The sequence below is a fragment of the Kitasatospora arboriphila genome, assembly GCF_039528095.1.
Classification (GTDB): Bacteria; Actinomycetota; Actinomycetes; order Streptomycetales; family Streptomycetaceae; genus Kitasatospora; species Kitasatospora arboriphila.
In genome coordinates, this window is sequence record NZ_BAAALD010000011.1 from 47,288 (window position 1) to 68,238 (window position 20,951).

Here is a 20,951-nt window from a genome sequence, read left to right on the forward strand (position 1 = left end):
CTGCCCGGGCCGGCAGAACCCGAGAAGAGACAGGCAGATGACTGAGCACGCCGCATCCCCCCGCCGCGGGGACACCCCGGCAGCCCACGCTCCGGGTCAGCAGACCACCGTCGAGACGATGACCGGAGCGCAGTCGCTCATCCGCTCCCTCGAGGCCGTAGGGGCCGACACGGTCTTCGGCATCCCCGGCGGCGCGATCCTCCCCGCGTACGACCCGCTGATGGACTCCACCAAGGTGCGCCACATCCTGGTCCGCCACGAGCAGGGCGCCGGCCACGCCGCCACCGGCTACGCGCAGGCCACCGGCCGCGTCGGCGTCTGCATGGCCACCTCCGGCCCGGGCGCCACCAACCTGGTCACCCCGCTCGCCGACGCCTACATGGACTCCGTCCCCGTCGTCGCGATCACCGGCCAGGTCGCCTCCAAGGCGATCGGCACGGACGCCTTCCAGGAGGCGGACATCTGCGGCATCACCATGCCGATCACCAAGCACAACTTCCTGGTGACCGACCCGGCCGAGATCCCCCGCGTGATCGCCGAGGCCTTCCACATCGCCGCCACCGGCCGCCCCGGCCCCGTCCTGGTCGACGTCGCCAAGGACGCCCTGCAGGCCACCACGGTCTTCCGCTGGCCGGTCGAGACCTCGCTGCCCGGCTACCGCCCGGTCACCAAGCCGCACGCCAAGCAGATCCGCGAGGCCGCGAAGATGCTGGTGAACGCCAAGCGCCCGGTGCTCTACGTCGGCGGCGGCGTGCTCAAGGCGCAGGCCAGCGCCGAGCTGCGGATCCTCGCCGAGCTGACCGGCGCCCCGGTCGTCACCACCCTGATGGCGATCGGCGTCTTCCCCGACAGCCACCCGCAGCACCTCGGCATGCCCGGCATGCACGGCTCCGTCCCGGCCGTCACCGCCCTGCAGAAGGCCGACCTGCTCTTCACCCTCGGCGCCCGCTTCGACGACCGCGTCACCGGCAAGCTGGACAGCTTCGCCCCCTACGCCAAGGTCGTCCACGCCGACATCGACCCGGCCGAGATCGGCAAGAACCGGCCCGCCGACGTCCCGATCGTCGGGGACGCCCGCGAGGTCATCGCCGACCTCATCGTCGCCGTCCAGGCCGAGTACGACGCCGGCCACAAGGGCGACTACGCCGACTGGTGGGCCAAGCTCGACGAGTGGAAGCGCACCTACCCGCTGGGCTACGAGCCCGCCCCCGCCGGCGAGCTGTCGCCCCAGCAGGTCATCGAGCGGATCGGCCAGCTGGTCGGACCGGACGCCATCTACGCCGCGGGCGTCGGCCAGCACCAGATGTGGGCCAGCCAGTTCATCCGCTTCGAGAAGCCGGCCACCTGGCTCAACTCCGGCGGCGCGGGCACCATGGGCTACGCCGTCCCGGCCGCCATGGGCGCCAAGGCCGGCAAGCCCGACACCGCCGTCTGGGCGATCGACGGCGACGGCTGCTTCCAGATGACCAATCAGGAGCTCGTCACCTGCGCCCTGAACAACATCCCGATCAAGGTCGCGGTCATCAACAACGGCTCGCTCGGCATGGTCCGCCAGTGGCAGACGCTCTTCTACAACCAGCGCTACTCCAACACCGTGCTGCACTCCGGCCCGGAGCACGACGGCAAGGAGCCGCCGGCCAACGGCACCCGGATCCCCGACTTCGTGCTGCTCTCCGAGGCGATGGGCTGCGTCGGCCTGCGCTGCGAGCGCCCGGAGGACCTGGACGCCGTCATCGAGCAGGCGATGGAGATCAACGACCGCCCGGTCGTCATCGACTTCATCGTCCACCAGGACGCCATGGTGTGGCCGATGGTGGCCGCCGGCACCAGCAACGACGAGATCCAGTTCGCCAAGGGCGTCCGGCCCGACTTCGGCGACGACCTCGACTGACGGCCCCGACCAACCGATAGAGAGCCCATGACCGCCATGTCCAAGCACACCCTCTCCGTCCTGGTCGAGAACAAGCCGGGCGTGCTCGCCCGGATCGCCTCGCTGTTCTCCCGCCGGGGCTTCAACATCGACTCCCTCGCCGTCGGCCCGACCGAGCACCCGGACATCTCCCGGATGACGATCGTCGTCAACGTCGAGGACCTGCCGCTGGAGCAGGTGACGAAGCAGCTCAACAAGCTGGTCAACGTGATAAAGATCGTCGAGCTCGACCAGAGCCAGGCCGTCCAGCGCGAGCTGGTCCTGGTCAAGGTCCGCGCCGACGCCGAGTCCCGCTCGCAGATCGTCGAGATCGTCCAGCTCTTCCGCGCCAAGACCGTCGACGTCTCGCCGGACGCCGTGACCATCGAGGCCACCGGCAGCTCCGACAAGCTGGAGGCCATGCTGCGCATGCTGGAGCCGTACGGCATCAAGGAGCTCGTGCAGTCCGGCCTGGTGGCGATCGGGCGGGGCGCCCGATCGATCACCGACCGCTCGCTGCGCGCCCTCGACCGCAGCGCGTAGCGGCACCGGCGCGCCGCGCGGGCGCGCCGTCTCACCCCCTGAAGCACCGCCCCCGAACCCCCGCCGGGTCACCTACGGTGGAGACCGCACCACCCGGCATCACCATCACTGCAAGGAGATGTGCCCCCGTGGCCGAGCTGTTCTACGAAGACGACGCCGACCTGTCCATCATCCAGGGCCGCAAGGTCGCGGTCATCGGCTACGGCAGCCAGGGCCACGCCCACGCGCTGTCCCTGCGCGACTCGGGCGTGGACGTCCGCGTCGGCCTGAAGGAGGGCTCCAAGTCCAAGGCCGTCGCCGAGGAGGCCGGCCTGCGCGTGGTGACCCCGGCCGAGGCCGCCGCCGAGGCGGACGTCATCATGATCCTGGTGCCGGACCCGATCCAGGCCGACGTCTACGAGGAGTCCATCGCGCCGAACCTGAAGGCGGGCGACGCCCTGTTCTTCGGCCACGGCCTGAACATCCGCTTCGGCTTCATCAAGCCCCCGGCGGACGTCGACGTCTGCATGGTCGCCCCGAAGGGCCCGGGCCACCTGGTCCGCCGCCAGTACGAGGAGGGCCGCGGCGTCCCGTGCATCGTGGCCGTCGAGCAGGACGCCACCGGCAACGGCTTCGCGCTGGCCCTGTCGTACGCCAAGGGCATCGGCGGCACCAAGGCCGGCGTCATCAAGACCACCTTCACCGAGGAGACCGAGACCGACCTGTTCGGTGAGCAGGCCGTCCTCTGCGGTGGCACCGCCGCCCTGGTCAAGGCCGGTTTCGAGACCCTGGTCGAGGCCGGCTACCAGCCGGAGATCGCCTACTTCGAGTGCCTGCACGAGCTGAAGCTCATCGTCGACCTGATGTACGAGGGCGGCCTGGAGAAGATGCGCTGGTCGGTCTCCGAGACCGCCGAGTGGGGCGACTACGTCACCGGCCCCCGCATCATCACCGCCGACACCAAGGCCGAGATGAAGAAGGTCCTGGAGGAGATCCAGGACGGCACCTTCGCCAACACCTGGATCGCCGAGTACAAGGCCGGTCTGCCGAAGTACAACGAGTACAAGAACGCCGACGCCGACCACCTGCTGGAGACCACCGGCAAGAAGCTGCGCAAGCTGATGAGCTGGGTCGACGAGGAGGCGTAAGCACCTCCGGGGGGTCATCCCCCTTGTACAAGTCGGCTGTTCCCGTCCGGGTGATTTCTCCGGACGGGAGCAGCCCGTCCCGAAGCCCGCCGATACACTTCCGAGTGCGCGTCAGGCCCACAGCGTCGTGCGTCTAGCTACGCGGCATGCCACCTTCCCCCGCTGGTCACGCCACCTTCGTGCCGGGGCGAACCGGACAGTTAAGGACACACTGTCGTGAGCAAATCCGTAGTACTCATCGCCGAAGAGCTGTCTCCCGCCACCGTCGACGCCCTGGGCCCGGACTTCGAGATCCGCCAGTGCAACGGCGCGGACCGCACCGAGCTGCTGACCGCGATCGCCGACGTGGACGCGATCCTCATCCGCTCCGCCACCAAGGTGGACGCCGAGGCGCTGGCCGCCGCCAAGAAGCTCAAGGTCGTCGCCCGCGCCGGCGTCGGCCTGGACAACGTGGACGTCTCCGCCGCCACCAAGGCCGGCGTGATGGTCGTCAACGCGCCGACCTCCAACATCGTCACCGCCGCCGAGCTCGCCTGCGGCCTGCTGATCTCCGTCGCCCGCAACATCGCGCCGGCCAACGCCGCGCTCAAGCAGGGCGAGTGGAAGCGCAACAAGTACACCGGCGTCGAGCTCTCCGAGAAGGTGCTCGGCGTGGTCGGCCTCGGCCGGATCGGCGTGCTGGTCGCCCAGCGGATGTCCGCCTTCGGCATGAAGATCGTCGCCTACGACCCCTACATCCAGGCCGCCCGCGCGGCCCAGATGGGCGTCAAGCTGGTCTCCCTGGAGGAGCTGCTGGAGGTCTCGGACTTCATCACCGTCCACCTCCCCAAGACCCCGGAGACCATCGGCCTGATCGGCGACGAGGCGCTGCACAAGGTCAAGCCGACCGTGCGCATCGTCAACGCCGCCCGCGGCGGCATCGTCGACGAGGCCGCGCTCGCCAGCGCCCTGCGCGACGGCCGGGTGGCCGGCGCCGGCCTGGACGTGTACGCCAAGGAGCCGTGCACCGACTCGCCGCTGTTCGCCTTCGACAACGTGGTGGCCACCCCGCACCTGGGCGCCTCCACCGACGAGGCCCAGGAGAAGGCCGGCATCGCCGTCGCCCGGTCGGTGCGCCTCGCGCTCGCCGGCGAGCTGGTGCCGGACGCGGTCAACGTCCAGGGCGGTGTCATCGCCGAGGACGTCCGCCCGGGCCTGCCGCTCGCCGAGAAGCTCGGCCGGATCTTCACCGCGCTGGCCGGCGAGGTCGCCGTCCGCCTCGACGTCGAGGTCCGCGGCGAGATCACCCAGCACGACGTCAAGGTGCTCGAACTCTCCGCGCTGAAGGGCGTGTTCGAGGACGTGGTGGCCGAGACGGTGTCCTACGTCAACGCCCCGCTGTTCGCCCAGGAGCGCGGCGTCGAGGTCCGGCTGACGACCTCCAGCGAGTCGCCCGAGCACCGCAACGTCATCACCGTCCGCGGCACCCTCGCCAACGGCGAGGAGGTGGCGATCTCGGGCACGCTCTCCGGCCCGAAGCAGACCCAGAAGATCGTCGGCGTCGACGGCTTCGACGTGGACGTGGCGCTCACCGACCACATGGCCTTCTTCACCTACGAGGACCGCCCCGGCGTGGTCGGCACCCTCGGCCGCATCCTCGGCGACGCCGGCATCAACATCGCCGGCATGCAGGTCGCCCGGGACGGCTCCGGCGCGCTCGCCTCGATCACCGTCGACAGCGAGATCTCGCAGGACGTGCTGAACGCCATCGCCGCCGAGATCGGCGCCAAGTTCGCCCGTGCGGTGAACCTCGGCTGAGCCTCCCTCAGGCCGCTGACCTGGGCCCGGACCGCCACGGCGGTCCGGGCCCGGGCGTTTTCCGGGCCCCGGACGGGCCGTCGGCAGGCGCCCGCGTCTCAGATACTAGGAAATCCAACTATTCGTGCAGACATCCACGGCCGGCCGTCGTACCGTGGAAGGGCCATACGGTGAGCCACCCCTGCAAGCCCAGGGTGACGGCCCGTGCGGCCCGTACGCGTACCGGCAGGCGATCCCTGCCCGGCGTACCCACCCTCCCCGTTCTTCGCGCCCTGCAGCTGGCGCACGCACCAAGGAGCCGGTATGCCCCACACCGCAGACCGCCACGCCCCCGCCACCCCCGTCGCCCCCGCTCCGCGCCGCCGCCGGCGCGCCGAGCAGACCCCGCGCTCCGCCGCCGACGCCCTGCAGCGCGCCCTGGACCGCCGCGACAACGGCGGGGTGACGGGCCACCACCTGGGCTGACGCCGCACTGGGCCGAAAGACTGACGCACCGTCACCCGGACGAGTGCACAGTGGCCCCCGACGAGCGAAGCGGCTCGCCCTGCCCGGCGCGATGATCCTAATTTGGGCCGTCGGGAGGGGGATCGACGTCCGCGCGGTGCGGGCGGCCGCACGATCAGGCCACCCCTGCCGGGGAGACCGCACCCGTGCGTACGCCCGCAGCCCTCGCGCTCGCCCTCGTCACCTTCGCCGCCCCCGCAGCATGGGCCGCCCCCACGGCCGGACGGGCCCCGGACCCGCCCGGCACACCGGTCACCGTGCTGCTGGAGCTCGGCACCGAGGCCGCGGCACCCGCCTGGCAGCGGGTCGCCGCCCTCGCCCGTGCCTACCTCGCCTTCGCCGAGCGCAACCCGGCGGTCTACGACGCCCTGTTCCAGCTCGACGGCGGTCTGGCGTACGCGCAGGAGGACACCCCGGCGCCGCTGAAGGACGCCTTCGCCGCGCTGATGGAGACCCTGGGCGAGGTCGCCGGGGACGGCGTCCAGCCGGGGCTGTTCACCGAGGTGTTCTGGGCGTCGCTGCACGGCATCGCGACCCTGACCCGGGCCGGCCGGCTGCTGCCGGAGGACGCCGAACGGAGGGTGGACCTGCTGGTGGACCGGCTCGCCGTCGTCTGACCCACCGTCCCACCGTCCCGGCTGGGCGGCGGGGCGGAGGGGCGGCGCCCGGGTGGCCGGCACCCCGTCGTCACTCGGACCGGATCAGTGCCGGACGAACGCCAGATCGTCCGGCCGTACCCGCTCACGCGGCCCCGCCGCCCGCAGCACCACGTCCAGCACCCGGGCCGGATCGGCGGCGTAGGCGTGGGAGAACCAGGCCATGTTGGCCTCCACCACGGCCCAGCGGTGGCCCGGGCGGTAGGGGTCGAGCAGCTGCCCGACGTCCAGGACGACGGCGCTCGGCAGGCTCTGCCCGGCCGCGGCCACCAGCCGGTCGACGAACTCGGCGATCTCCCCGGCGGTGGCCCGGTCGGCGCGGTCCGTCGCGTCCGTGTGCAGCGGGTGCGGGTCGAGCCGGCCGAACACCGCGTACCGGCTCGCCGCGGCGATCCGCCCGTCCAGCAGGAACAGCCGGTACTCGGCCGCGAAGGTCACCACCTCGGAGAGCAGCACCGGCGTCGCCGGGTCCAGGTCCGCGGGCAGCCGGGAGCCGTCGGCGTAGACGGCCGCCGGGAAGGACTTGTCGCGCGGCGGCTTGACGAACGTCGGCCGTTCCAGCGCCCGCGCGTCCGCGACGGTCGCCGAGCGGACGTCCCGGCCGGTGAACTCCTCCGGCAGCTCGGCGAGCCAGTCGTCCACCGGTTCGAGCAGTGCGAACCCGAGCCGGCCCGCCAGCCGCGCACCCGCGAGCGGCCCGCCGTACCAATGCGCCGGACCGGGCACCGGGCCGAGGTCCTCAGCCGCCCGGACCTCCATCCCACGACCGGCCGCCTCGACGGCCAGCAGCTCCATCGTCGACGTCCGCCGCCCGGGCATGACCAGCACCGTGACCTCCTGTGGTCCGTAGAGGCCGCCAGGCTAGTCGCGGCGTACCGCCGACCGCAGCCGAGTTGTTCGGCGGCCGGAGCGGCAGCCGGAGCAGCGGACGGCACCTGACGGACACCTGACGGGCAGTCGGACGAACGGCCGGACGAACGAGCCCGGAACGCCCGCCCGTTGGTACCGCCGACGGAGGGCGGCCTCGGGTCCTGGCCTACGATCGACTCCGTGACCTCTGCGCTGATCCTCGTCGACCTGATGCCACGCATCATCGCCCTGCCCCTCGCCCCGCACTCCGGCGACGAGGTGCTGACGCGCTGCCGCCGCTTGGCCGAGGCGTTCAGGGCGGGCGGCCGCCCGGTGGTACTGGTCCGGGTCGAGCGGCCGAACACCCCCGAGCAGCCGCCGGGCAGCGGCTTCGCCGACGGTCTGGTCCGGCCCGGCGACATCGAGGTCGTCAAACGCACCGTCGGTGCGTTCCACGGCACCGACCTGCACGAGCGGTTGCGCGAGCGGGGCGTGGACACGCTGGTGCTCGCCGGGCTGGTCACCACGATGGGGGTCGAGTCCACGGCCCGGGCCGCGAGCGACCACGGCTACGAGCTGGAGTTCGTCGCCGACGCGATGTCCGGCTTCGCCGCCGACGAGCACGACTTCACGGTGGAGAGGATCTTTCCCCGGTTCGGTGAGGTGCGGGACACGGCGGCCTACACCTGAGCCGTGGTCGCGAGCGGATCACACCTGCGCGCACCTGTTCCGCGGGGCGAGACGGATCGACGGCCCCGACGGCGCCACCTGTAGCTTTCCCGTGCCGACACCCAGCACGCGGCGAGCGGCCCGCTCGTTCCCGCCCGTTCCCCGAGGGGGATGCCCATGTTCACGGTCAACGAGTACTTCGACGGCACCGTCAAGTCGATCGCCTTCAAGCAGGAGCACGGGCCGGCGACCATCGGTGTCATGGCCCCGGGCGAGTACAGGTTCGACACCGCCGCCCCGGAGACCATGCACGTGATCAGCGGCGCCCTGACCGTGAAGCTGCCCGGCGCCGACGGCTGGGAGACCTTCGCCGCCGGCACCCGGTTCGACGTCCCGGGCAACAGCGCCTTCGACCTCAAGGTCGACGGCGAGACCGCCTACCTCTGCGAATACCGCTGATCCCCGGGGCATGAGGCACGCCTCCACCCGGCCTTAGCGGTGCCCGACGCGGCGCAGCAGGGCCGGCGCCCGGCCGGGCGAACCCCTGGGCGGGGTGCGGCGTCCCTGCTGGTGATGACCGGGGAAGGGAGTTCCATGAGCAGTCCTGTGGTCGCGCCGAGGGCGGTGCCGGTGTCCGGGCGGACGGTCGCACTGTTCGGCGGTGCTGTGGTGACACTGGCCGTGGCGTTCGTCGTCGCGCCGCGGCTCCTGGCGGGGACCTCGACGGGAACGGGGTACGCCGACCGGGGCGCACTGGCCGTGGCGTTCGGCGAGGCCTTCACCGGGTACTGGCGCTCCGGCGCGCCGGAGCTGCCGCCGCGCCTGGAGCAGGTGGTGGAGTACTGGTTCCGCTACCACGTGGTCAAGGCCGTGGTCGCGGCGGCGCTGCTGGCGGTCCTGGCCGTGCTCGCGGTCAGGCTGTGGCGGGCCTGTGCGCGCGGCACGGCCCCCGGGAACGGGCGCGCGGGACGCATCACCTCGGGTGCGGGTGCCGTGGCGGCCACGGTGCTGGCGGCGGCCTCCGCGCTGCTGGTGATGGCCAACATCCAGGGCGCGGTGGCGCCGTTCGCCTCCCTGCTCCCGCTGCTGAACGGCTCCCGTGACCCGGAGCTGGCCGGTGCGCTCGGCCAGGTCCGCGAGCAGCTGGCGGATCCCCCGGCTGCCGGATGTGTGCCCGCGCTCGGGGTGATGGTGGACGACTTCTCCCGGTACCACCTGGCGATGGCCGTGATCGCCGGCTGCGTGGCGGTGCTGCTGGCCGTCCTCGCCGCGGTGGCGTGGCGCCGGTTCGCCGCCACCCGCGCGGACGACCGGCGCGGGCGGCGTCTGCCGGCGGCCTTCGGGTTGCTGGCCTGCTGCTCGGCACTGCTCGTCTCCGTGGTGGCCGTGGCCAACACGGCCACCGCCTCGGACGCCGCCCCGGCACTGCTCGCGCTGTTCGAGGGCGGCTGGTGACGCCCGGCGGCCACGGAGGTCCGGACGGGCCCCGGTCAGCTCGCGAGCACCTTCGTGAGGAAATCGTCCAGGCGCCCCGTCAGCCGGGCGATCTGCTCCTCCAACGGCAGTGACTCGTCGGGCCGGGTCACCAGGGCGGACTTCCTCAGGCCGCGGACGTACAGCGAGCAGGCCAGGTCGGCGCAGACGTAGGTGCCGACCGTGTTGCCCTCCCGGCCGGCCTCGCCGGCCCGGCGGGCAGCCAGCAGCGCCACCCCGGAACCGGCGTGCGAGGTGATGCAGAGCGAGCACACGTTGGTGCGGGTCAGACTGCGGCGCGGGCCCGTCGGCACCCGCAGGGTGATGCCGACCGGACCGTCCGCCCGGTCGGCGACCAGGTAGGCCCGGTCGGGTGCGCCGCCGTCCCGCCAGCCGAGGAAGTCCAGGTCCGGCCAGGGCAGGCCGGCCAGGTCGCGGGGCACCGGCAGCCGACGGGCCTCGCCCTTCGAGCAGTTGACGAAGGATCCGCGGATCTCGGAGTCGCTCAGCGCACGCATGTGCCGCACGCTAACGACCCGCCGACCGGGACGTCGCCCGAATTTCCGCCCACCGGACGTCACCCCGTACGGTGGCCCGCCGGAGAGGTGCGATGATCGACCGCATGGACTTGGTGGGGGAACTGGCCGTCCTGGCCGGAACGGGACGGCTGGGTGCACTGCACTACGGTGCCGCGCTCGGGGACCTGGCGGCGGTGTACGGCGAGCCGGGGGCCGGCGGCCGGGTGTACTCGCAGGAGCGCTGGCCCCGGTGGTTCGGCTACGGCAGCATCCAGTTGGTCGTCTGCCGCTGTCGCCGGGTGGACTCGATGATCGTCCCGGCCTGGCACCGGGAACTGGAGATCCCCGGCCCCGCCGGGCTGCGCACCGTCGACTCCCGCATCACCGAGTCGCACCTGACGGCCGCGCTCGTCGGGGCGGGCTGCCGGTGGGGGACCGTGGAGTACCCGGGCCTCCCCGACCAGCGTTCCCTGGTGACCGAACCGGCCGAGGACGTGCGGGTGAGCTTCACCTTCACGGACCGGGAGAGCTACGACTCCCCACCGCTCGCCGATCTGATCCTCGACAAGGTCAACGTCTGGGGCCTCTCGCACCGCGAGTGCCCGGCCCCCGACCCGCACCTGCCCGACGGGGACGACGGCGTTCGGCCTCCGAGCCGTACGTGACGGCGGTGTCGCGTTGGCGCGGCCGGTCAGCGGGCCGGGCCGTGCAGGATCTCCTTCACCACCGCTTCGGCTCCGGTCACGGCGTGATAGGCGGCGCCGGCGGCCAGGAGCAGGGCGGCGAGCAGGATCCAGCCGCCCGGTCCGCCGTCGGCCTGCGCGTCCGGGCCGCCCGCCGCCGGGGTGCCGTCGGCCTGCGCCGGGGGCGACTGCAGCAGGCCGCGCGCGATGCGGCCCGCCTGGCTCACGGCACGGGCGGTTCCCGCCAGCGCCATGCCGGCGACACCGACGGTCAACCATCCGACCCGACCGAGCTCGTCCATGGTTCTCACTGCCCCTTGGCCGGACAGGCGCAGCCGGAGCGCCTGATTTCGCTCTGATTATCAGCCTGGTGCGTGCACGAACGCCAGAGTCGGCAGGCGGTTTCCGCCAGAATGTCCGACTCCTCGCCCTCGGGCGCACCCCGGCCGCATCCCGACCGACGCGCCGGGCGCCACGCGTGGCGCCCGGGCCGTGCGCCGATCGGGGTGCGGCCGGTTCGACCGCTCCCTGCCGCGATCAGGGAGCGCAGTCGCGGCAGACGGGCCGGCCGTTCTTGTCGGTGCCGGCGAGCTGGGTGCGGTGGTGAACGAGGAAGCAGGTCATGCAGGTGAACTCGTCCTCCTGCAGGGGCACGACCTGGACGGTGAGTTCCTCTCCGGACAGGTCGGCGCCCGGAAGCTCCAGCCCTTCGACGGCCTCGACATCGACGTCGACCGCGGAAGTCTGTTTGTCGTCGCGGCGCCCCTTCAGCGCCTCGATGCTTTCGTCGTTGCTGCCGCCGTCGCCGGTGTCGCGGGGGGCGTCGTAGTCGGTTGCCAAGTCGGTGCCTTCTCGTCGTTCGGGGTTTCGCTTCGTCGGGTGGGGAGTGCCGCCTGCCGGTCGGCGGAGTGCCGGCCGGTCAGGGTCGGTGATCAGTCCCTCCCATGGCGCACCACCATCCCATCCATCGGCCGTCCGGCGTGTGACCACGCACCGTGTGACGGACGACCGACGGGTTCGGCGGGCCGTTGTAGCCGGTCGGCAGGCCGTCGGGGCCAGCGGGCGGGCCGGGCGTGGCGGGGGCCGGGCGCCTTGTCGGCGCGGACGGCCGCGGCGCGTGGCCCGCGGTGGCGGTGGTCGTGCGGCCGGCCCCGGGGAGTGGGGCCGGCCGTACCCGCGGAATCGTTCGCCTCCGTTGTGCGGGGTCCTGGGAACGGCCCGGCCGCAGGTCACTCCCGGTGCGTGACCGCCGCGAGGGCACGCTCCCGGACGTCCGCCGAGGGGTGGCGGCGCAGCTCCCGCAGCAGGACCCGCCACTCCTCGGGCCAGCCGAGGCGGTCCCCGAACACCTCGGTCAGCGCGGTCGCGAACAGCCCGGCGGCCGGGCCGGTGTCCCCGTTCCGGCGGGCCGTCCGGGTCAGCGCGTCGAGTGTCCCGGGCGGCGGCAGCGGGCCGTGTGCGTGCTGCCGCAGCAGGACGGCCGCGGTGGCCGCGCCCGCCGCCGGGCGGGCACCTGGGCGAGCGCGGTCAGCGCGGCGCTGCGCACCGGGTCCTGCTCGTTGCGCAGCCGCGGGAGCAGTCCGAGCGCGTCCTGGACGGCGTCCCGATCGTCGGCGGCGGCCGCGTTGGCGAGCAGGGCCGTCCAGGCGGCGGCCCGGTCGTCGGCGTCCGGGCGGGAGAGGGCGGCGCGCAGTTCGGGCTGGGCCTCCCCGGTGGGCAGGTGTGCCAGGAAGGACGCGATCCCGGCCCAGGGGCGGCCCTGGGCGCGGAGTGCGGCGACCTGCCGCCGTGCCTCGGCGTGGCGCCGGGTGTGCGGAAACAGCGGCAGCAGGAGGGGGAGTTCGGCCGCCCGCGGGACGGCGCCGTCGTACACGCCGTCGAGGAACGCGTCGCGCCGGCCCGGCGGGAGGGCGCGCAGCAGGGCGGCGAAGCAGCGGGGCACGGCCAGCCAGTGGCGGCCGAGGGCGGGGAGCGAGGGCGGGTTGGCGCGCACCAGCCGGCGCAGGGTGCCGCTCGTGGGCGGCAGGCTGTAGGGCCCGGACGTGCCGCGCCGCGGGTCGGTGAGGAGCCGGACGGTGCGTTCGGCGTCGGCGGCGGCCAGCGATGGCAGGAGGTCGTGGCGCAGCGGGAGGTCCGGGCCGAACCGCTCCAGCAGGTCGAGGGCCCGTTCGGGGCGGGCCCGCACGGTGGCGGCGAGGACGTCGGCGAGTTCGGGCGACTGCCCGAGCCGCAGCGTCCCGGGGTGCTCGGCGAGGACCCGCTCCAGGTGGTCCAGGACCTCGTCCGGGAAGCGCGCGGCGAGGGGTGCGAGCGGGACGGCGTGCGCGAGGTCGGGCAGGGTCCGGGCGACGAACTCGGGGCTGCAGGCGGAGAGCAGCCGGCCGGCCTCGGCGTCGCCCCACTCGGCGCGCAGGCGGCCCACCAGCCGTTCGGCGAGCCGGTGCCGGCGGCCGTGCCGGACGACCCGAGCGAGCTGCCGGCGCAGGGTGCAGGAGGCGCCGGTGAAGGCCGCCTCGATGGCCTCGTCCGGGACGTCCTGGGTGCGGGCGGCCCGCAGGGCGTACCCGCGGACCACCGGGTCGGGGTCGGTCAGCCGCTCGGTGAGGTACTCGGTGGCGCGGCCGGCCGACGCGGCGAGCGCGGCGAGCCGGCGGCCGTACACGCCGGAGTGCTCCAGTTCGGACAGCAGCGCGGGGAGCTGCCCGTCGGCGGCGAGTTCGCGGGCTCTGCGGGCGACGAGCCGCTGGCGGTCCGGGTACGGGAGCGGGTCGACGTCGGCGAGCAACTGTTCGGCGTGGTGCGGCATGCGGTCATTCTGGCCGGGCGGGGCCGGTGCCTCCCAGCGGATTTCCGCGGCCGCGGCCGGGCCGCCCACCGCGCCCGACCGGCGGTGCACGAGGACGGGGGACGGCCTCGGCAGCGATCCGGTCGTGCACTCGGGCGGGTGTGCCCGGCACGTGCGGTGAGCCACCGTCACGACGACGGCGCGTCGGTGTGGTCGGCGCAGCCGGAGCGCTCGCGGCAGCGGTGGCGCTCGCGGTGGCGGCCGGAGCGGTCGTCCGGGCCGCCACCGCGGGGCCGGCTACTCGGCGCCGCTGACTCCCGGGGCGACGAACCGGCGGTGCAGCGGGCTGAAGGAGACCTCGGGGGGCGCCGGTGATGCCGGCCTTCTCCACGGCCGGCGCCAGCCGCTGGGCGAGGAACGCCTCGAAGGCCTGCTGAGAGTCCCACACGTCGGTCACGTGCAGGCCCTGCGCGTCGAACCAGGCCATATGGACCTGGCCCCCGGCCGCCGGGACCTCCTCCCAGTCGACGGCGTCCCGCACCGTGTCGTACTGCTCCGGCGTGACTCCGGCCCAGTCCATCGACATCACCACGGCCATGTCCCTCTCCCCTTTCCTCGGCGGTGCACGGATCGGGCACCGCCGACTACCACCCGCCGCCGCCCGCACTGCGACGACGGCCGGCGGTCTCCTCCGGCCGGATTCCGGCCCCGTCCATCGTCCCGCCGCACGCAGCGGGCCGGGCAGAGCGTGCGGATGCGCGACCGACGTGGGAGGACGGCTCCGAACGCCCGGTACACCATGCATCCGGGCAGCACGGGCACCGTCGGGGGACGCACCGGTGCGGGGGTGGGCCCGTGGCCCGGCCCCGCGCGGCCGGCGCGCGCCCCGGCGCGGCCGTCAGGTGTTCACGTAGCCGAGGTCACCGACGGTCCAGCTGCTGATGTCCTCGATGGCGATGCGGTACATGCCGCCGGTGTGTGGCAGCGCGAAGCTGCCCTGGAGGATCTTCGCCCGGTGGAGATGGAGGTGGGTGGGCCGTGCGGTCGGTCCGTCGGCGGGCGGGGCGAAGAGCGCCGCGAACGGCTTCAGGTGGTCCGAGGCCTGGAGGACCTCCGCCACGCGCTCCTGCCACAGGGCCATCGGCGCGAGCCTGCCGGTGATCACCGCTCCGGGGACGACCACGGTCAGGGACATCTGGTTGCTGTGCTCGGACTCGACCAACGCGGCGATGTCGACGAGCAGCCCGTCTGGGTTCGGCATGGGTCCCAGCCTAGACACAGCCCCGGCGCCCGCCGACCTCCGCGGCGCAGAAACCGTGGCCGCCCGGCCTGCCGGTCGGCTGCGCCCGCGGTGCGGGCGGCCCGAGGCCGACGCCCCACGGTGCCTCCCCCGACGCCGGCGGCGAACTCTCCCCGCAGCGCTTCGCAACCCTTTGGCGGCTGCAAGCCAGCGGCCCTTTCCGTGGCACCGGGCGGGCGGAGCCGAAATGACCGACGTTGCCGTGCAGCACGCCGCCCGGGTTGCGGCCGGACACCGGAATGCACCGTCCGCGCGGGGCTGTCCGCAGTAAGGGAGGAGGGCGCGCCGGACCCGAAGTGTTGCCGTTCCCTCGAAGATCCGCGGCTCGAACGAGCACCGCGCCCGCGCCAACCGGCTTACCCCCCGGGCGCGTTGACGGAACGGACGGCCCGCGGCGGCGACCCGGCAAAAGGGCCTCCGAAAAACTCGGGGTGCGATGTCCACCCGCTGGCGGGATCGGCCTGCTACAGTGGATTTCGTTGCAGTAGTGGTTCCCATGAAACTTTGTGTGCGCCTGCTGATGTATTTCGCAGGCGCGTTTTTGTTTCCCGGCTCTTGCCCGGGCGGGTGCTCATCACGGCGACCCGGAACTCGCGTTGTGCGAGCTCCGGACAGCCCCTCGAAGGAGATCTTTAAATGGCTAATGGCACTGTGAAGTGGTTCAACTCGGAAAAGGGCTTCGGCTTCATCGAGCAGGAGGGTGGCGGCCCGGACGTCTTCGCCCACTACTCGAACATCAACGCCAACGGCTTCCGTGAGCTGCTCGAGGGCCAGAAGGTCGAGTTCGACGTCACGCAGGGCCAGAAGGGCCCGCAGGCGGAGAACATTCGCCCGCTGTAGTCGTTTCCTGCCAGGGCACCCACCCGGCAGCGAGGGGCCCGTACCGTGCACATGCCCGGTACGGGCCCTTCGGCGTTGCGTCACGACGCACTGCCCCCGTCGGCGCGCTCCCGACCGCGCGGGACCCGGCTCACGGGCCTTCCCCGCAGGGGCCGTCCCCACGCGGATCAGAGCCTGCGGGTCAGAGCCTGCGGGCCAGGAGGTACGCACGCTCGGTGTCGGCCTCGCCCGGGTACGGCCCCCGCATCAGCGTGGCCGCAAGGGCGAACCCGGCATCCGCGAGACCTGCGGCGACGTCCTCCGGGCGGAGCGCGAAGAAGTCGAGCGAGACCGGGCGGTCGAACCAGGAGTCCCGGTGCCGGACCTCCTCACCCGCGTGGAAGGCCGCGAGGACGAGGCCTCCCGGGCGCAGCACCCGGGCGAACTCCGCGTAGGCGCGTGGCCGCTCGTCGGGCTGCAGGTGGATCAGCGAGTAGAACGCCGCGATGCCGGCGAGCTCTCCGTCCGCCAGCGGAAGGTCCAGCATCGAGCCGACCCGCACGTCGAGGCCCGGACGGCGCTGCCTCGCCGCCGCGACCATGCCCGGTGACACGTCCAGGCCCAGGACCGGAACCCCGAGGTCGTCCAGGAAGCACGCCACCTGCGCGGGACCGCACCCGACGTCGGCCACCGGACCGTCCTTCGGGACCTGCTCGGCGAAGGCCGTCAGCATGGCGCGGTCCAACGGCTTCGAGGCCAGGTCCGCGGTGAGGCCCTGCGCGTACTCGTCGGCGACCGTGTCGTAGGAGTTCCGGATCGAGGTGCTGTCCATCCGCAGAGTATCCACCACGGCCGGCCGCCACCGACCGGCACCGCCTCGCCGTGGCCGGGAGGGGCCGGGCCCAGGGCTTGTCTGACGATTCGCGTCGCATCGGCGCGCGGCTCCCCCAGCCTCCGGCCGGGAGGTGCCCCCATTTCGCGCCCGGCCGGGCGTGCTGCCGTATCGGCCTCGTACTGGACGTACTCGGGCGATGCGGCGGGGCGTCCGGGCCGGGGGCACCTCCCGGCCCCCTCGGGGCTGGGAGAGATGATCCGGCGTCGCGCGCGCGGCGGGAATCGTCGGACAAGCCCTGAAAGGCCTGCCGCGGCACGGGACGGAGGCAGCTCGGATGGGTGGTGCCGAGCCCCGTGCACCCGAGCGCGGCCGCGCCCCGTGGCCGCCGATCGACCTGCTCGGACGGATCCGGCACGACCCCACGCACATGGCCGAGCGGGCCGCCCTGTTCGGTGTCGAGCGGCTCGGCCGCGAGTCGGTCGAGCGGCTGGCGAAGATGCGCAGGTCGGTGCCGCCGGAGCAGCTGAAGCACACCGTGATCGAGCGGGGCGTGCACACCGCGATCGCGGAGGGCGCCTTCGTCGGCGGGCCCTTCATGGGCCTGATCCCGGTGATGTTCTGCGCCGCGCTGCTCGCCCAGGGCCGGATGGTGCTGGAGCTCGCCGAGCTGTCGGGGCGGTCGGCCACCGATCCCGAGCGGGCCGTCGACATGCTGGTGCTGCAGGGCGCCTACCCCACCCGTGAGGAGGCCCGGCGGGCGATCGCCGAGTTGCCGGAGCCCGAGCCGGCGACGCGCGTGCCCGAAGGCCCGGCGGAGGGCGCGGGAGAAGGCTCGGCGGAAGGCCCGGCGGAGGGCGAGCCGGCGCCCAGGCTGTCGCTGCGCGAGTGGCTGCGCGTGGTCGAGCGGATGGCGTACGTGCTCGGGGTGATCTCGCCGGGCGGCAGCAGCGCGGCGGCCGGGCGGCTGCGGTACCTGCGCTGGGCGGCGGTGGCGCTGCTGGTCGCCGTCGGCCTGATGCTGCCGTTCGTCTGGGTGCCGGTGCTGGGCGTGGCGTACCGCTCGGCGACGCTGCGGCTGGCGACCCGGGCGTCGATCCTCTTCGGGCTGGTCGAGGACGAGCGGGACGAGGCGGCGAAGACCCGCGGCCGGGGCAGGGTGCGACCGCTCGCGATGCTGGTCGCCCTGCGGACGATCGCGGTGCTGGTGGTGCCGTTCGCCGTCTCGGTGCTGATGGTCTTCACCGGCGCCCACATCGCGAACCAGCGGTGGCTGGCGGTCGCCGCCGGGGTGGTCGGGGTGTCGATCGGCTCCTGCCTGGTGTGGCGGTTCCGTCAGTGGCGGCGCACCGGGCACTGACGGCCGGCCGGATCACCCGAACTCGGCGAGCGCGGCCTCCAGCCACTCCACCCAGTGGGTCTCCAGGCCGATCCCGGCCTGCAGCACCAGGTGCTGCAGGCGGTTCTCGGCGTCCGCGCGCTCGGCCGGGAAGTCCCGCTGCTCGATCTCCCGGTACTCGGCCAACTGCTGCTGGTGCAGCTCCAGGTGGCGGCGCAGCTCGTCCTTGAGGGAGGCGCCGGTGCCGACCGCGGCGGCGGCGCGCAGGCGCAGCAGCAGCGGGTCGCGGTTGGGCCGCGGGTCCTGGGGCTGCCCGATCCAGTCGGTGAGGGCGGCCCGGCCCTCCGGGAGCACCTCGTACTCCTTGCGCTGGCCGCGGCTGGGCGGCTGGGGGACGGCGCGGATCAGGCCGTCCTTCTCCAGCCGCCCGAGCTCGCGGTAGATCTGCTGGTGGGTGGCGGACCAGAAGTAGCGGATCGACTTGTCGAAGCGGCGCGTCAACTCCAGCCCCGAGGACGGCTTCTCCAGCAGGGCGGTGAGGATGGCGTGCGGCAGCGACATGGACCGATCCTAGATCGTCGGGGCACCGGCGGTGCAGGACCGGTCCGTGCGGTCAGTCCGTGCCGCCGAGCGCCTCGGCGACGACCGCGCGGGCCTCGGCCTGGACCTGGGCGAGGTGCTCGGGGCCGTGGAAGCTCTCGGCATAGATCTTGTAGACGTCCTCGGTGCCGGAGGGACGGGCCGCGAACCAGGCGTTCTCGGTGCAGACCTTGAGGCCGCCGACGGCCGCGCCGTTGCCGGGCGCCTCGGTCAGCACCGCGGTCACCGGCTCGCCGGCCAGCCGGTCGGCGCGGACCTGGGCGGGCGAGAGCTTCGCCAGGACGGCCTTCTGCTCGCGGGTCGCGGGCGCGTCGACCCGGGCGTAGGCGGGGTCGCCGAACCGGGCGGTGAGGTCGCCGTACAGCTCGGACGGGCTGCGGCCGGTGACGGCGGTGATCTCGGAGGCCAGCAGGGCGAGCAGGATGCCGTCCTTGTCGGTCGTCCAGACCGAACCGTCGCGGCGCAGGAAGGAGGCGCCGGCGGACTCCTCGCCGCCGAAGGCGACGCTGCCGTCGAGCAGCCCGTCGACGAACCACTTGAAGCCGACCGGCACCTCGACCAGCTCGCGCTTCAGCTCTGCGGCCACCCGGTCGATCATCGAGGAGGACACCAGGGTCTTGCCGACGGCCGCGGTCTCCGCCCAGCCGCCGCGGTGCCGGTAGAGGTAGTCGATCGCGACGGCGAGGTAGTGGTTGGGGTTCATCAGGCCGCCGTCGGGGGTGACGATGCCGTGCCGGTCGGCGTCGGCGTCGTTGCCGGTGGCGACGGTGTACTCGTCCTTGCGGCCGATCAGCGAGGCCATCGCGGACGGCGAGGAGCAGTCCATCCGGATCCTTCCGTCCCAGTCCAGCGTCATGAACCGCCAGGTCGGGTCGGTGAGCGGGTTGACCACGGTGAGGTCGAGGCGGTGGGTCTCGGCGATCCGGCCCCAGTAGGCGACCGAGGCGCCGCCGAGCGGGTCGGCGCCGATCCGCACGCCGGCGGCCCGCACCGCGTCCAGGTCCAGCACCTGCGGAAGGTCCTCGGTGTAGGCGCCGACGTAGTCGTGGCGGCCGGTGGTGTCGGCGGCCAGCGCCCGCGCGTACGGGATCCGGCGCACGCCCGCGAGGCCCGCCTCGATCAGGGCGTTGGCGCGGTCCTGGATCCAGCCGGTGGCGGCGGAGCCGGCCGGGCCGCCGCTCGGCGGGTTGTACTTGAAGCCGCCGTCGCGCGGCGGGTTGTGCGAGGGGGTGACCACGATGCCGTCGGCGAGCGGGCCGGCCGGGTGGGACCGGTTGTGGGCGAGGATCGCGTGCGACACCGCGGGGGTCGGGGTGTAGCCGTCCTCGCTGTCGAGCAGCACGGTGACGCCGTTCGCGGCGAGCACCTCCAGGGCGGTGGCCCGGGCCGGCTCGGAGAGCGCATGGGTGTCGATGCCGAGGAACAGCGGGCCGGTGGTGCCCTGCGCCGCCCGGTACTCGCAGATCGCCTGGGTGGTCGCGGCGATGTGGTCCTCGTTGAACGCGGTGTCCAGCGAGGAACCGCGGTGCCCCGAGGTGCCGAACGCCACCCGCTGGCCGGGCTGCGCCGGGTCGGGGTGCAGCGTCCAGTACGCGGTCACCAGCCGGGCCACGTCCACCAGGTCCTCGGGGCCTGCGGGCTCACCGGCACGAGCGTGCACCATCGTCTCCACCTCCTGGTCACCGCCCGCCGTCCGGACCGGCGGGGCGGGGCGTGTGCGCCGCCTCCGTCGGCGGCCGCAGCGCGTACGCCCTCAGACCTACCCCGGCCACCGGCCCGCATTCGACAACCGACCCGGTCGGGCGCGTCGCACCCGCCCGGCGGGGGTTCCCTGGAACGGACCAGTCGAACTCGCGGCGGGGCCCGTGCCTACCGACTCCCACGACCCGGCCGTCCGAGCGCAGAGTTGCGGCACGCTGGCGCCCTGGTCGTCCACCGGACCGGGGGTCTGCGTGATGTTCCGAGCCATGACCCGCCCGTCCGGCCGGTCCGACGTGCGGAATCCGCCAGCATCCCGAACCAGCAGGTTCGCCCTCACCTTCGTCCCCTCCCGGACACGGCCGCGTGTCGCCGGCCTCGCATTGTTCGAGGTGCTGGAGGCTGTCGACGTGGCTGTCCCCGACACACTGCTCATCCCAACCCGGCCATCTACCGACTCGGCCATGGGTGCCGAGGTTCATGAATCAAACCGAAGGAGGCTGCTCCGCTCCCAATAATTACCGTCATCCTCGACGCTTGTATATCCAGAAGCCACTACCAGGCCTCGAATTTCCGGCCCGCCAATTCCGTACACCTTGCAACTCGCAGGCGGATCACCAAACAACCCCCCCGAATACTCTCGCAGATCCCCCCTCGGCAGCAAATAGATATTGAACTGCTCATAGACAAGACAGCTCAGGTTCATATTTTGAACCGGACCAAAGAGGACCTCCACCCGCGAGCCCCCTCCCATCCCCTTGTCACTCCTGAACAGAAGCTGTTGATGCGAAGCCACATACCGCGCCAGGACAAACTGTCTACCGGTTTCCCAGAGAAGCTCCACCGCCAC

General features: G+C 73.2%; 22 protein-coding genes. 12 read left to right on the forward strand and 10 right to left on the reverse strand.

Features of this window, described 5'->3' with window-relative positions:
* Positions 1 to 37 precede the first annotated feature (37 nt).
* The 6 genes from ABD353_RS08760 to ABD353_RS08785 all read left to right on the forward strand — a co-directional run bounded on the left by ABD353_RS08760 (position 38) and on the right by ABD353_RS08785 (position 6,497).
* Complete coding sequence (locus ABD353_RS08760) at positions 38 to 1,891, forward strand: acetolactate synthase large subunit (RefSeq protein ID WP_344622918.1); 1,854 nt, start codon at positions 38 to 40, stop codon at positions 1,889 to 1,891.
* A 36-nt stretch (positions 1,892 to 1,927) separates the two neighbouring features.
* The gene (gene ilvN, locus ABD353_RS08765) at positions 1,928 to 2,452 is read left to right on the forward strand and encodes an acetolactate synthase small subunit (RefSeq protein ID WP_263107951.1); all 525 of its coding nucleotides are present in this window, start codon (positions 1,928 to 1,930) and stop codon (positions 2,450 to 2,452) included.
* Positions 2,453 to 2,580: 128 nt separating this feature from the next.
* A complete protein-coding gene (gene ilvC / locus ABD353_RS08770) occupies positions 2,581 to 3,579 on the forward strand; it encodes a ketol-acid reductoisomerase (RefSeq protein WP_030272412.1) in 999 nt (332 codons plus the stop codon).
* 216 nt (positions 3,580 to 3,795) lie between these two features.
* Positions 3,796 to 5,376, forward strand: a complete 1,581-nt coding sequence (gene serA / locus ABD353_RS08775) for a phosphoglycerate dehydrogenase (RefSeq protein WP_344622919.1) — start codon at positions 3,796 to 3,798, stop codon at positions 5,374 to 5,376.
* 303 nt (positions 5,377 to 5,679) lie between these two features.
* Positions 5,680 to 5,841, forward strand: a complete 162-nt coding sequence (locus tag ABD353_RS08780) for a hypothetical protein (RefSeq protein ID WP_344622920.1) — start codon at positions 5,680 to 5,682, stop codon at positions 5,839 to 5,841.
* 185 nt (positions 5,842 to 6,026) lie between these two features.
* Positions 6,027 to 6,497, forward strand: a complete 471-nt coding sequence (locus ABD353_RS08785; protein ID WP_344622921.1) for a TetR-like C-terminal domain-containing protein — start codon at positions 6,027 to 6,029, stop codon at positions 6,495 to 6,497.
* An 84-nt stretch (positions 6,498 to 6,581) separates the two neighbouring features.
* Here the strand turns inward: ABD353_RS08785 and ABD353_RS08790 are convergent, their stop codons facing one another.
* Positions 6,582 to 7,331 carry an ATP-grasp domain-containing protein gene (locus tag ABD353_RS08790; RefSeq protein WP_344622988.1) on the reverse strand — a complete coding sequence of 250 codons (750 nt, stop codon included), beginning with the start codon at positions 7,329 to 7,331 and terminating at the stop codon, positions 6,582 to 6,584.
* A gap of 255 nt (positions 7,332 to 7,586) precedes the next feature.
* On the opposite strand from ABD353_RS08790, the gene ABD353_RS08795 reads away from it, so the two are divergent.
* From ABD353_RS08795 to ABD353_RS08805, 3 genes are all read left to right on the forward strand, one after another.
* The gene (locus ABD353_RS08795) at positions 7,587 to 8,075 is read left to right on the forward strand and encodes an isochorismatase family protein (RefSeq protein ID WP_344622922.1); all 489 of its coding nucleotides are present in this window, start codon (positions 7,587 to 7,589) and stop codon (positions 8,073 to 8,075) included.
* A 156-nt stretch (positions 8,076 to 8,231) separates the two neighbouring features.
* Positions 8,232 to 8,513, forward strand: a complete 282-nt coding sequence (gene ppnP, locus ABD353_RS08800) for a pyrimidine/purine nucleoside phosphorylase (protein WP_344622923.1) — start codon at positions 8,232 to 8,234, stop codon at positions 8,511 to 8,513.
* A 135-nt stretch (positions 8,514 to 8,648) separates the two neighbouring features.
* Positions 8,649 to 9,509 (forward strand): hypothetical protein, encoded by an 861-nt coding sequence (locus ABD353_RS08805; RefSeq protein WP_344622924.1) that lies wholly within the window; start codon positions 8,649 to 8,651, stop codon positions 9,507 to 9,509.
* A gap of 35 nt (positions 9,510 to 9,544) precedes the next feature.
* Here the strand turns inward: ABD353_RS08805 and ABD353_RS08810 are convergent, their stop codons facing one another.
* Positions 9,545 to 10,045, reverse strand: coding sequence for an FBP domain-containing protein (locus ABD353_RS08810; protein ID WP_344622925.1), 501 nt, complete (start codon positions 10,043 to 10,045; stop codon positions 9,545 to 9,547).
* A 104-nt stretch (positions 10,046 to 10,149) separates the two neighbouring features.
* On the opposite strand from ABD353_RS08810, the gene ABD353_RS08815 reads away from it, so the two are divergent.
* Positions 10,150 to 10,710, forward strand: coding sequence for a hypothetical protein (locus ABD353_RS08815; protein WP_344622926.1), 561 nt, complete (start codon positions 10,150 to 10,152; stop codon positions 10,708 to 10,710).
* Between the two features lie 26 nt (positions 10,711 to 10,736).
* On the opposite strand, the gene ABD353_RS08820 is transcribed toward ABD353_RS08815, so the two are convergent.
* The 4 genes from ABD353_RS08820 to ABD353_RS08835 form a co-directional block, all read right to left on the reverse strand.
* Complete coding sequence (locus tag ABD353_RS08820) at positions 10,737 to 11,030, reverse strand: hypothetical protein (protein WP_344622927.1); 294 nt, start codon at positions 11,028 to 11,030, stop codon at positions 10,737 to 10,739.
* Positions 11,031 to 11,265: 235 nt separating this feature from the next.
* Positions 11,266 to 11,568 (reverse strand): DUF4193 domain-containing protein, encoded by a 303-nt coding sequence (locus tag ABD353_RS08825; protein ID WP_344622928.1) that lies wholly within the window; start codon positions 11,566 to 11,568, stop codon positions 11,266 to 11,268.
* 577 nt (positions 11,569 to 12,145) lie between these two features.
* Complete coding sequence (locus ABD353_RS08830; RefSeq protein WP_344622929.1) at positions 12,146 to 13,534, reverse strand: hypothetical protein; 1,389 nt, start codon at positions 13,532 to 13,534, stop codon at positions 12,146 to 12,148.
* Positions 13,535 to 14,411: 877 nt separating this feature from the next.
* Complete coding sequence (locus tag ABD353_RS08835) at positions 14,412 to 14,774, reverse strand: hypothetical protein (RefSeq protein ID WP_344622930.1); 363 nt, start codon at positions 14,772 to 14,774, stop codon at positions 14,412 to 14,414.
* Between the two features lie 675 nt (positions 14,775 to 15,449).
* Between ABD353_RS08835 and ABD353_RS08840 the strand changes: the two genes are divergently transcribed.
* Positions 15,450 to 15,653 (forward strand): cold-shock protein, encoded by a 204-nt coding sequence (locus tag ABD353_RS08840; protein ID WP_045694210.1) that lies wholly within the window; start codon positions 15,450 to 15,452, stop codon positions 15,651 to 15,653.
* Positions 15,654 to 15,834: 181 nt separating this feature from the next.
* Here the strand turns inward: ABD353_RS08840 and ABD353_RS08845 are convergent, their stop codons facing one another.
* Positions 15,835 to 16,464, reverse strand: a complete 630-nt coding sequence (locus ABD353_RS08845) for a class I SAM-dependent methyltransferase (RefSeq protein WP_344622931.1) — start codon at positions 16,462 to 16,464, stop codon at positions 15,835 to 15,837.
* Positions 16,465 to 16,801: 337 nt separating this feature from the next.
* On the opposite strand from ABD353_RS08845, the gene ABD353_RS08850 reads away from it, so the two are divergent.
* On the forward strand, positions 16,802 to 17,824 hold the full coding sequence (locus ABD353_RS08850; RefSeq protein ID WP_344622932.1) for a hypothetical protein: 1,023 nt from the start codon (positions 16,802 to 16,804) through the stop codon (positions 17,822 to 17,824).
* A 12-nt stretch (positions 17,825 to 17,836) separates the two neighbouring features.
* Here the strand turns inward: ABD353_RS08850 and ABD353_RS08855 are convergent, their stop codons facing one another.
* The 3 genes from ABD353_RS08855 to ABD353_RS08865 all read right to left on the reverse strand — a co-directional run bounded on the left by ABD353_RS08855 (position 17,837) and on the right by ABD353_RS08865 (position 20,945).
* On the reverse strand, positions 17,837 to 18,364 hold the full coding sequence (locus tag ABD353_RS08855; protein WP_344622933.1) for a PadR family transcriptional regulator: 528 nt from the start codon (positions 18,362 to 18,364) through the stop codon (positions 17,837 to 17,839).
* Between the two features lie 52 nt (positions 18,365 to 18,416).
* Positions 18,417 to 20,066 carry a phosphoglucomutase (alpha-D-glucose-1,6-bisphosphate-dependent) gene (gene pgm, locus ABD353_RS08860; protein WP_344622934.1) on the reverse strand — a complete coding sequence of 550 codons (1,650 nt, stop codon included), beginning with the start codon at positions 20,064 to 20,066 and terminating at the stop codon, positions 18,417 to 18,419.
* Positions 20,067 to 20,579: 513 nt separating this feature from the next.
* Positions 20,580 to 20,945, reverse strand: coding sequence for a hypothetical protein (locus ABD353_RS08865; RefSeq protein ID WP_344622935.1), 366 nt, complete (start codon positions 20,943 to 20,945; stop codon positions 20,580 to 20,582).
* Positions 20,946 to 20,951: the final 6 nt, after the last annotated feature.

Excerpts from the sequence above, each read along its gene's own strand:
- ABD353_RS08810 (WP_344622925.1), bottom strand. The coding sequence starts at position 10,045 with ATGCGTGCGCTGAGCGACTCCGAGATCCGCGGATCCTTCGTCAACTGC.
- ABD353_RS08845 (WP_344622931.1), bottom strand. The coding sequence starts at position 16,464 with ATGGACAGCACCTCGATCCGGAACTCCTACGACACGGTCGCCGACGAG.
- pgm (WP_344622934.1), bottom strand. The coding sequence starts at position 20,066 with ATGGTGCACGCTCGTGCCGGTGAGCCCGCAGGCCCCGAGGACCTGGTG.
- ABD353_RS08855 (WP_344622933.1), bottom strand. The coding sequence starts at position 18,364 with ATGTCGCTGCCGCACGCCATCCTCACCGCCCTGCTGGAGAAGCCGTCC.
- ABD353_RS08780 (WP_344622920.1), top strand. The coding sequence starts at position 5,680 with ATGCCCCACACCGCAGACCGCCACGCCCCCGCCACCCCCGTCGCCCCC.
- ABD353_RS08830 (WP_344622929.1), bottom strand. The coding sequence starts at position 13,534 with ATGCCGCACCACGCCGAACAGTTGCTCGCCGACGTCGACCCGCTCCCG.
- ABD353_RS08850 (WP_344622932.1), top strand. The coding sequence starts at position 16,802 with ATGGGTGGTGCCGAGCCCCGTGCACCCGAGCGCGGCCGCGCCCCGTGG.
- ABD353_RS08805 (WP_344622924.1), top strand. The coding sequence starts at position 8,649 with ATGAGCAGTCCTGTGGTCGCGCCGAGGGCGGTGCCGGTGTCCGGGCGG.
- ABD353_RS08835 (WP_344622930.1), bottom strand. The coding sequence starts at position 14,774 with ATGCCGAACCCAGACGGGCTGCTCGTCGACATCGCCGCGTTGGTCGAG.
- ppnP (WP_344622923.1), top strand. The coding sequence starts at position 8,232 with ATGTTCACGGTCAACGAGTACTTCGACGGCACCGTCAAGTCGATCGCC.
- ABD353_RS08790 (WP_344622988.1), bottom strand. The coding sequence starts at position 7,331 with ATGGAGCTGCTGGCCGTCGAGGCGGCCGGTCGTGGGATGGAGGTCCGG.
- ABD353_RS08840 (WP_045694210.1), top strand. The coding sequence starts at position 15,450 with ATGGCTAATGGCACTGTGAAGTGGTTCAACTCGGAAAAGGGCTTCGGC.
- ABD353_RS08820 (WP_344622927.1), bottom strand. The coding sequence starts at position 11,030 with ATGGACGAGCTCGGTCGGGTCGGATGGTTGACCGTCGGTGTCGCCGGC.
- ilvN (WP_263107951.1), top strand. The coding sequence starts at position 1,928 with ATGTCCAAGCACACCCTCTCCGTCCTGGTCGAGAACAAGCCGGGCGTG.
- ABD353_RS08815 (WP_344622926.1), top strand. The coding sequence starts at position 10,150 with ATGGACTTGGTGGGGGAACTGGCCGTCCTGGCCGGAACGGGACGGCTG.
- ABD353_RS08760 (WP_344622918.1), top strand. The coding sequence starts at position 38 with ATGACTGAGCACGCCGCATCCCCCCGCCGCGGGGACACCCCGGCAGCC.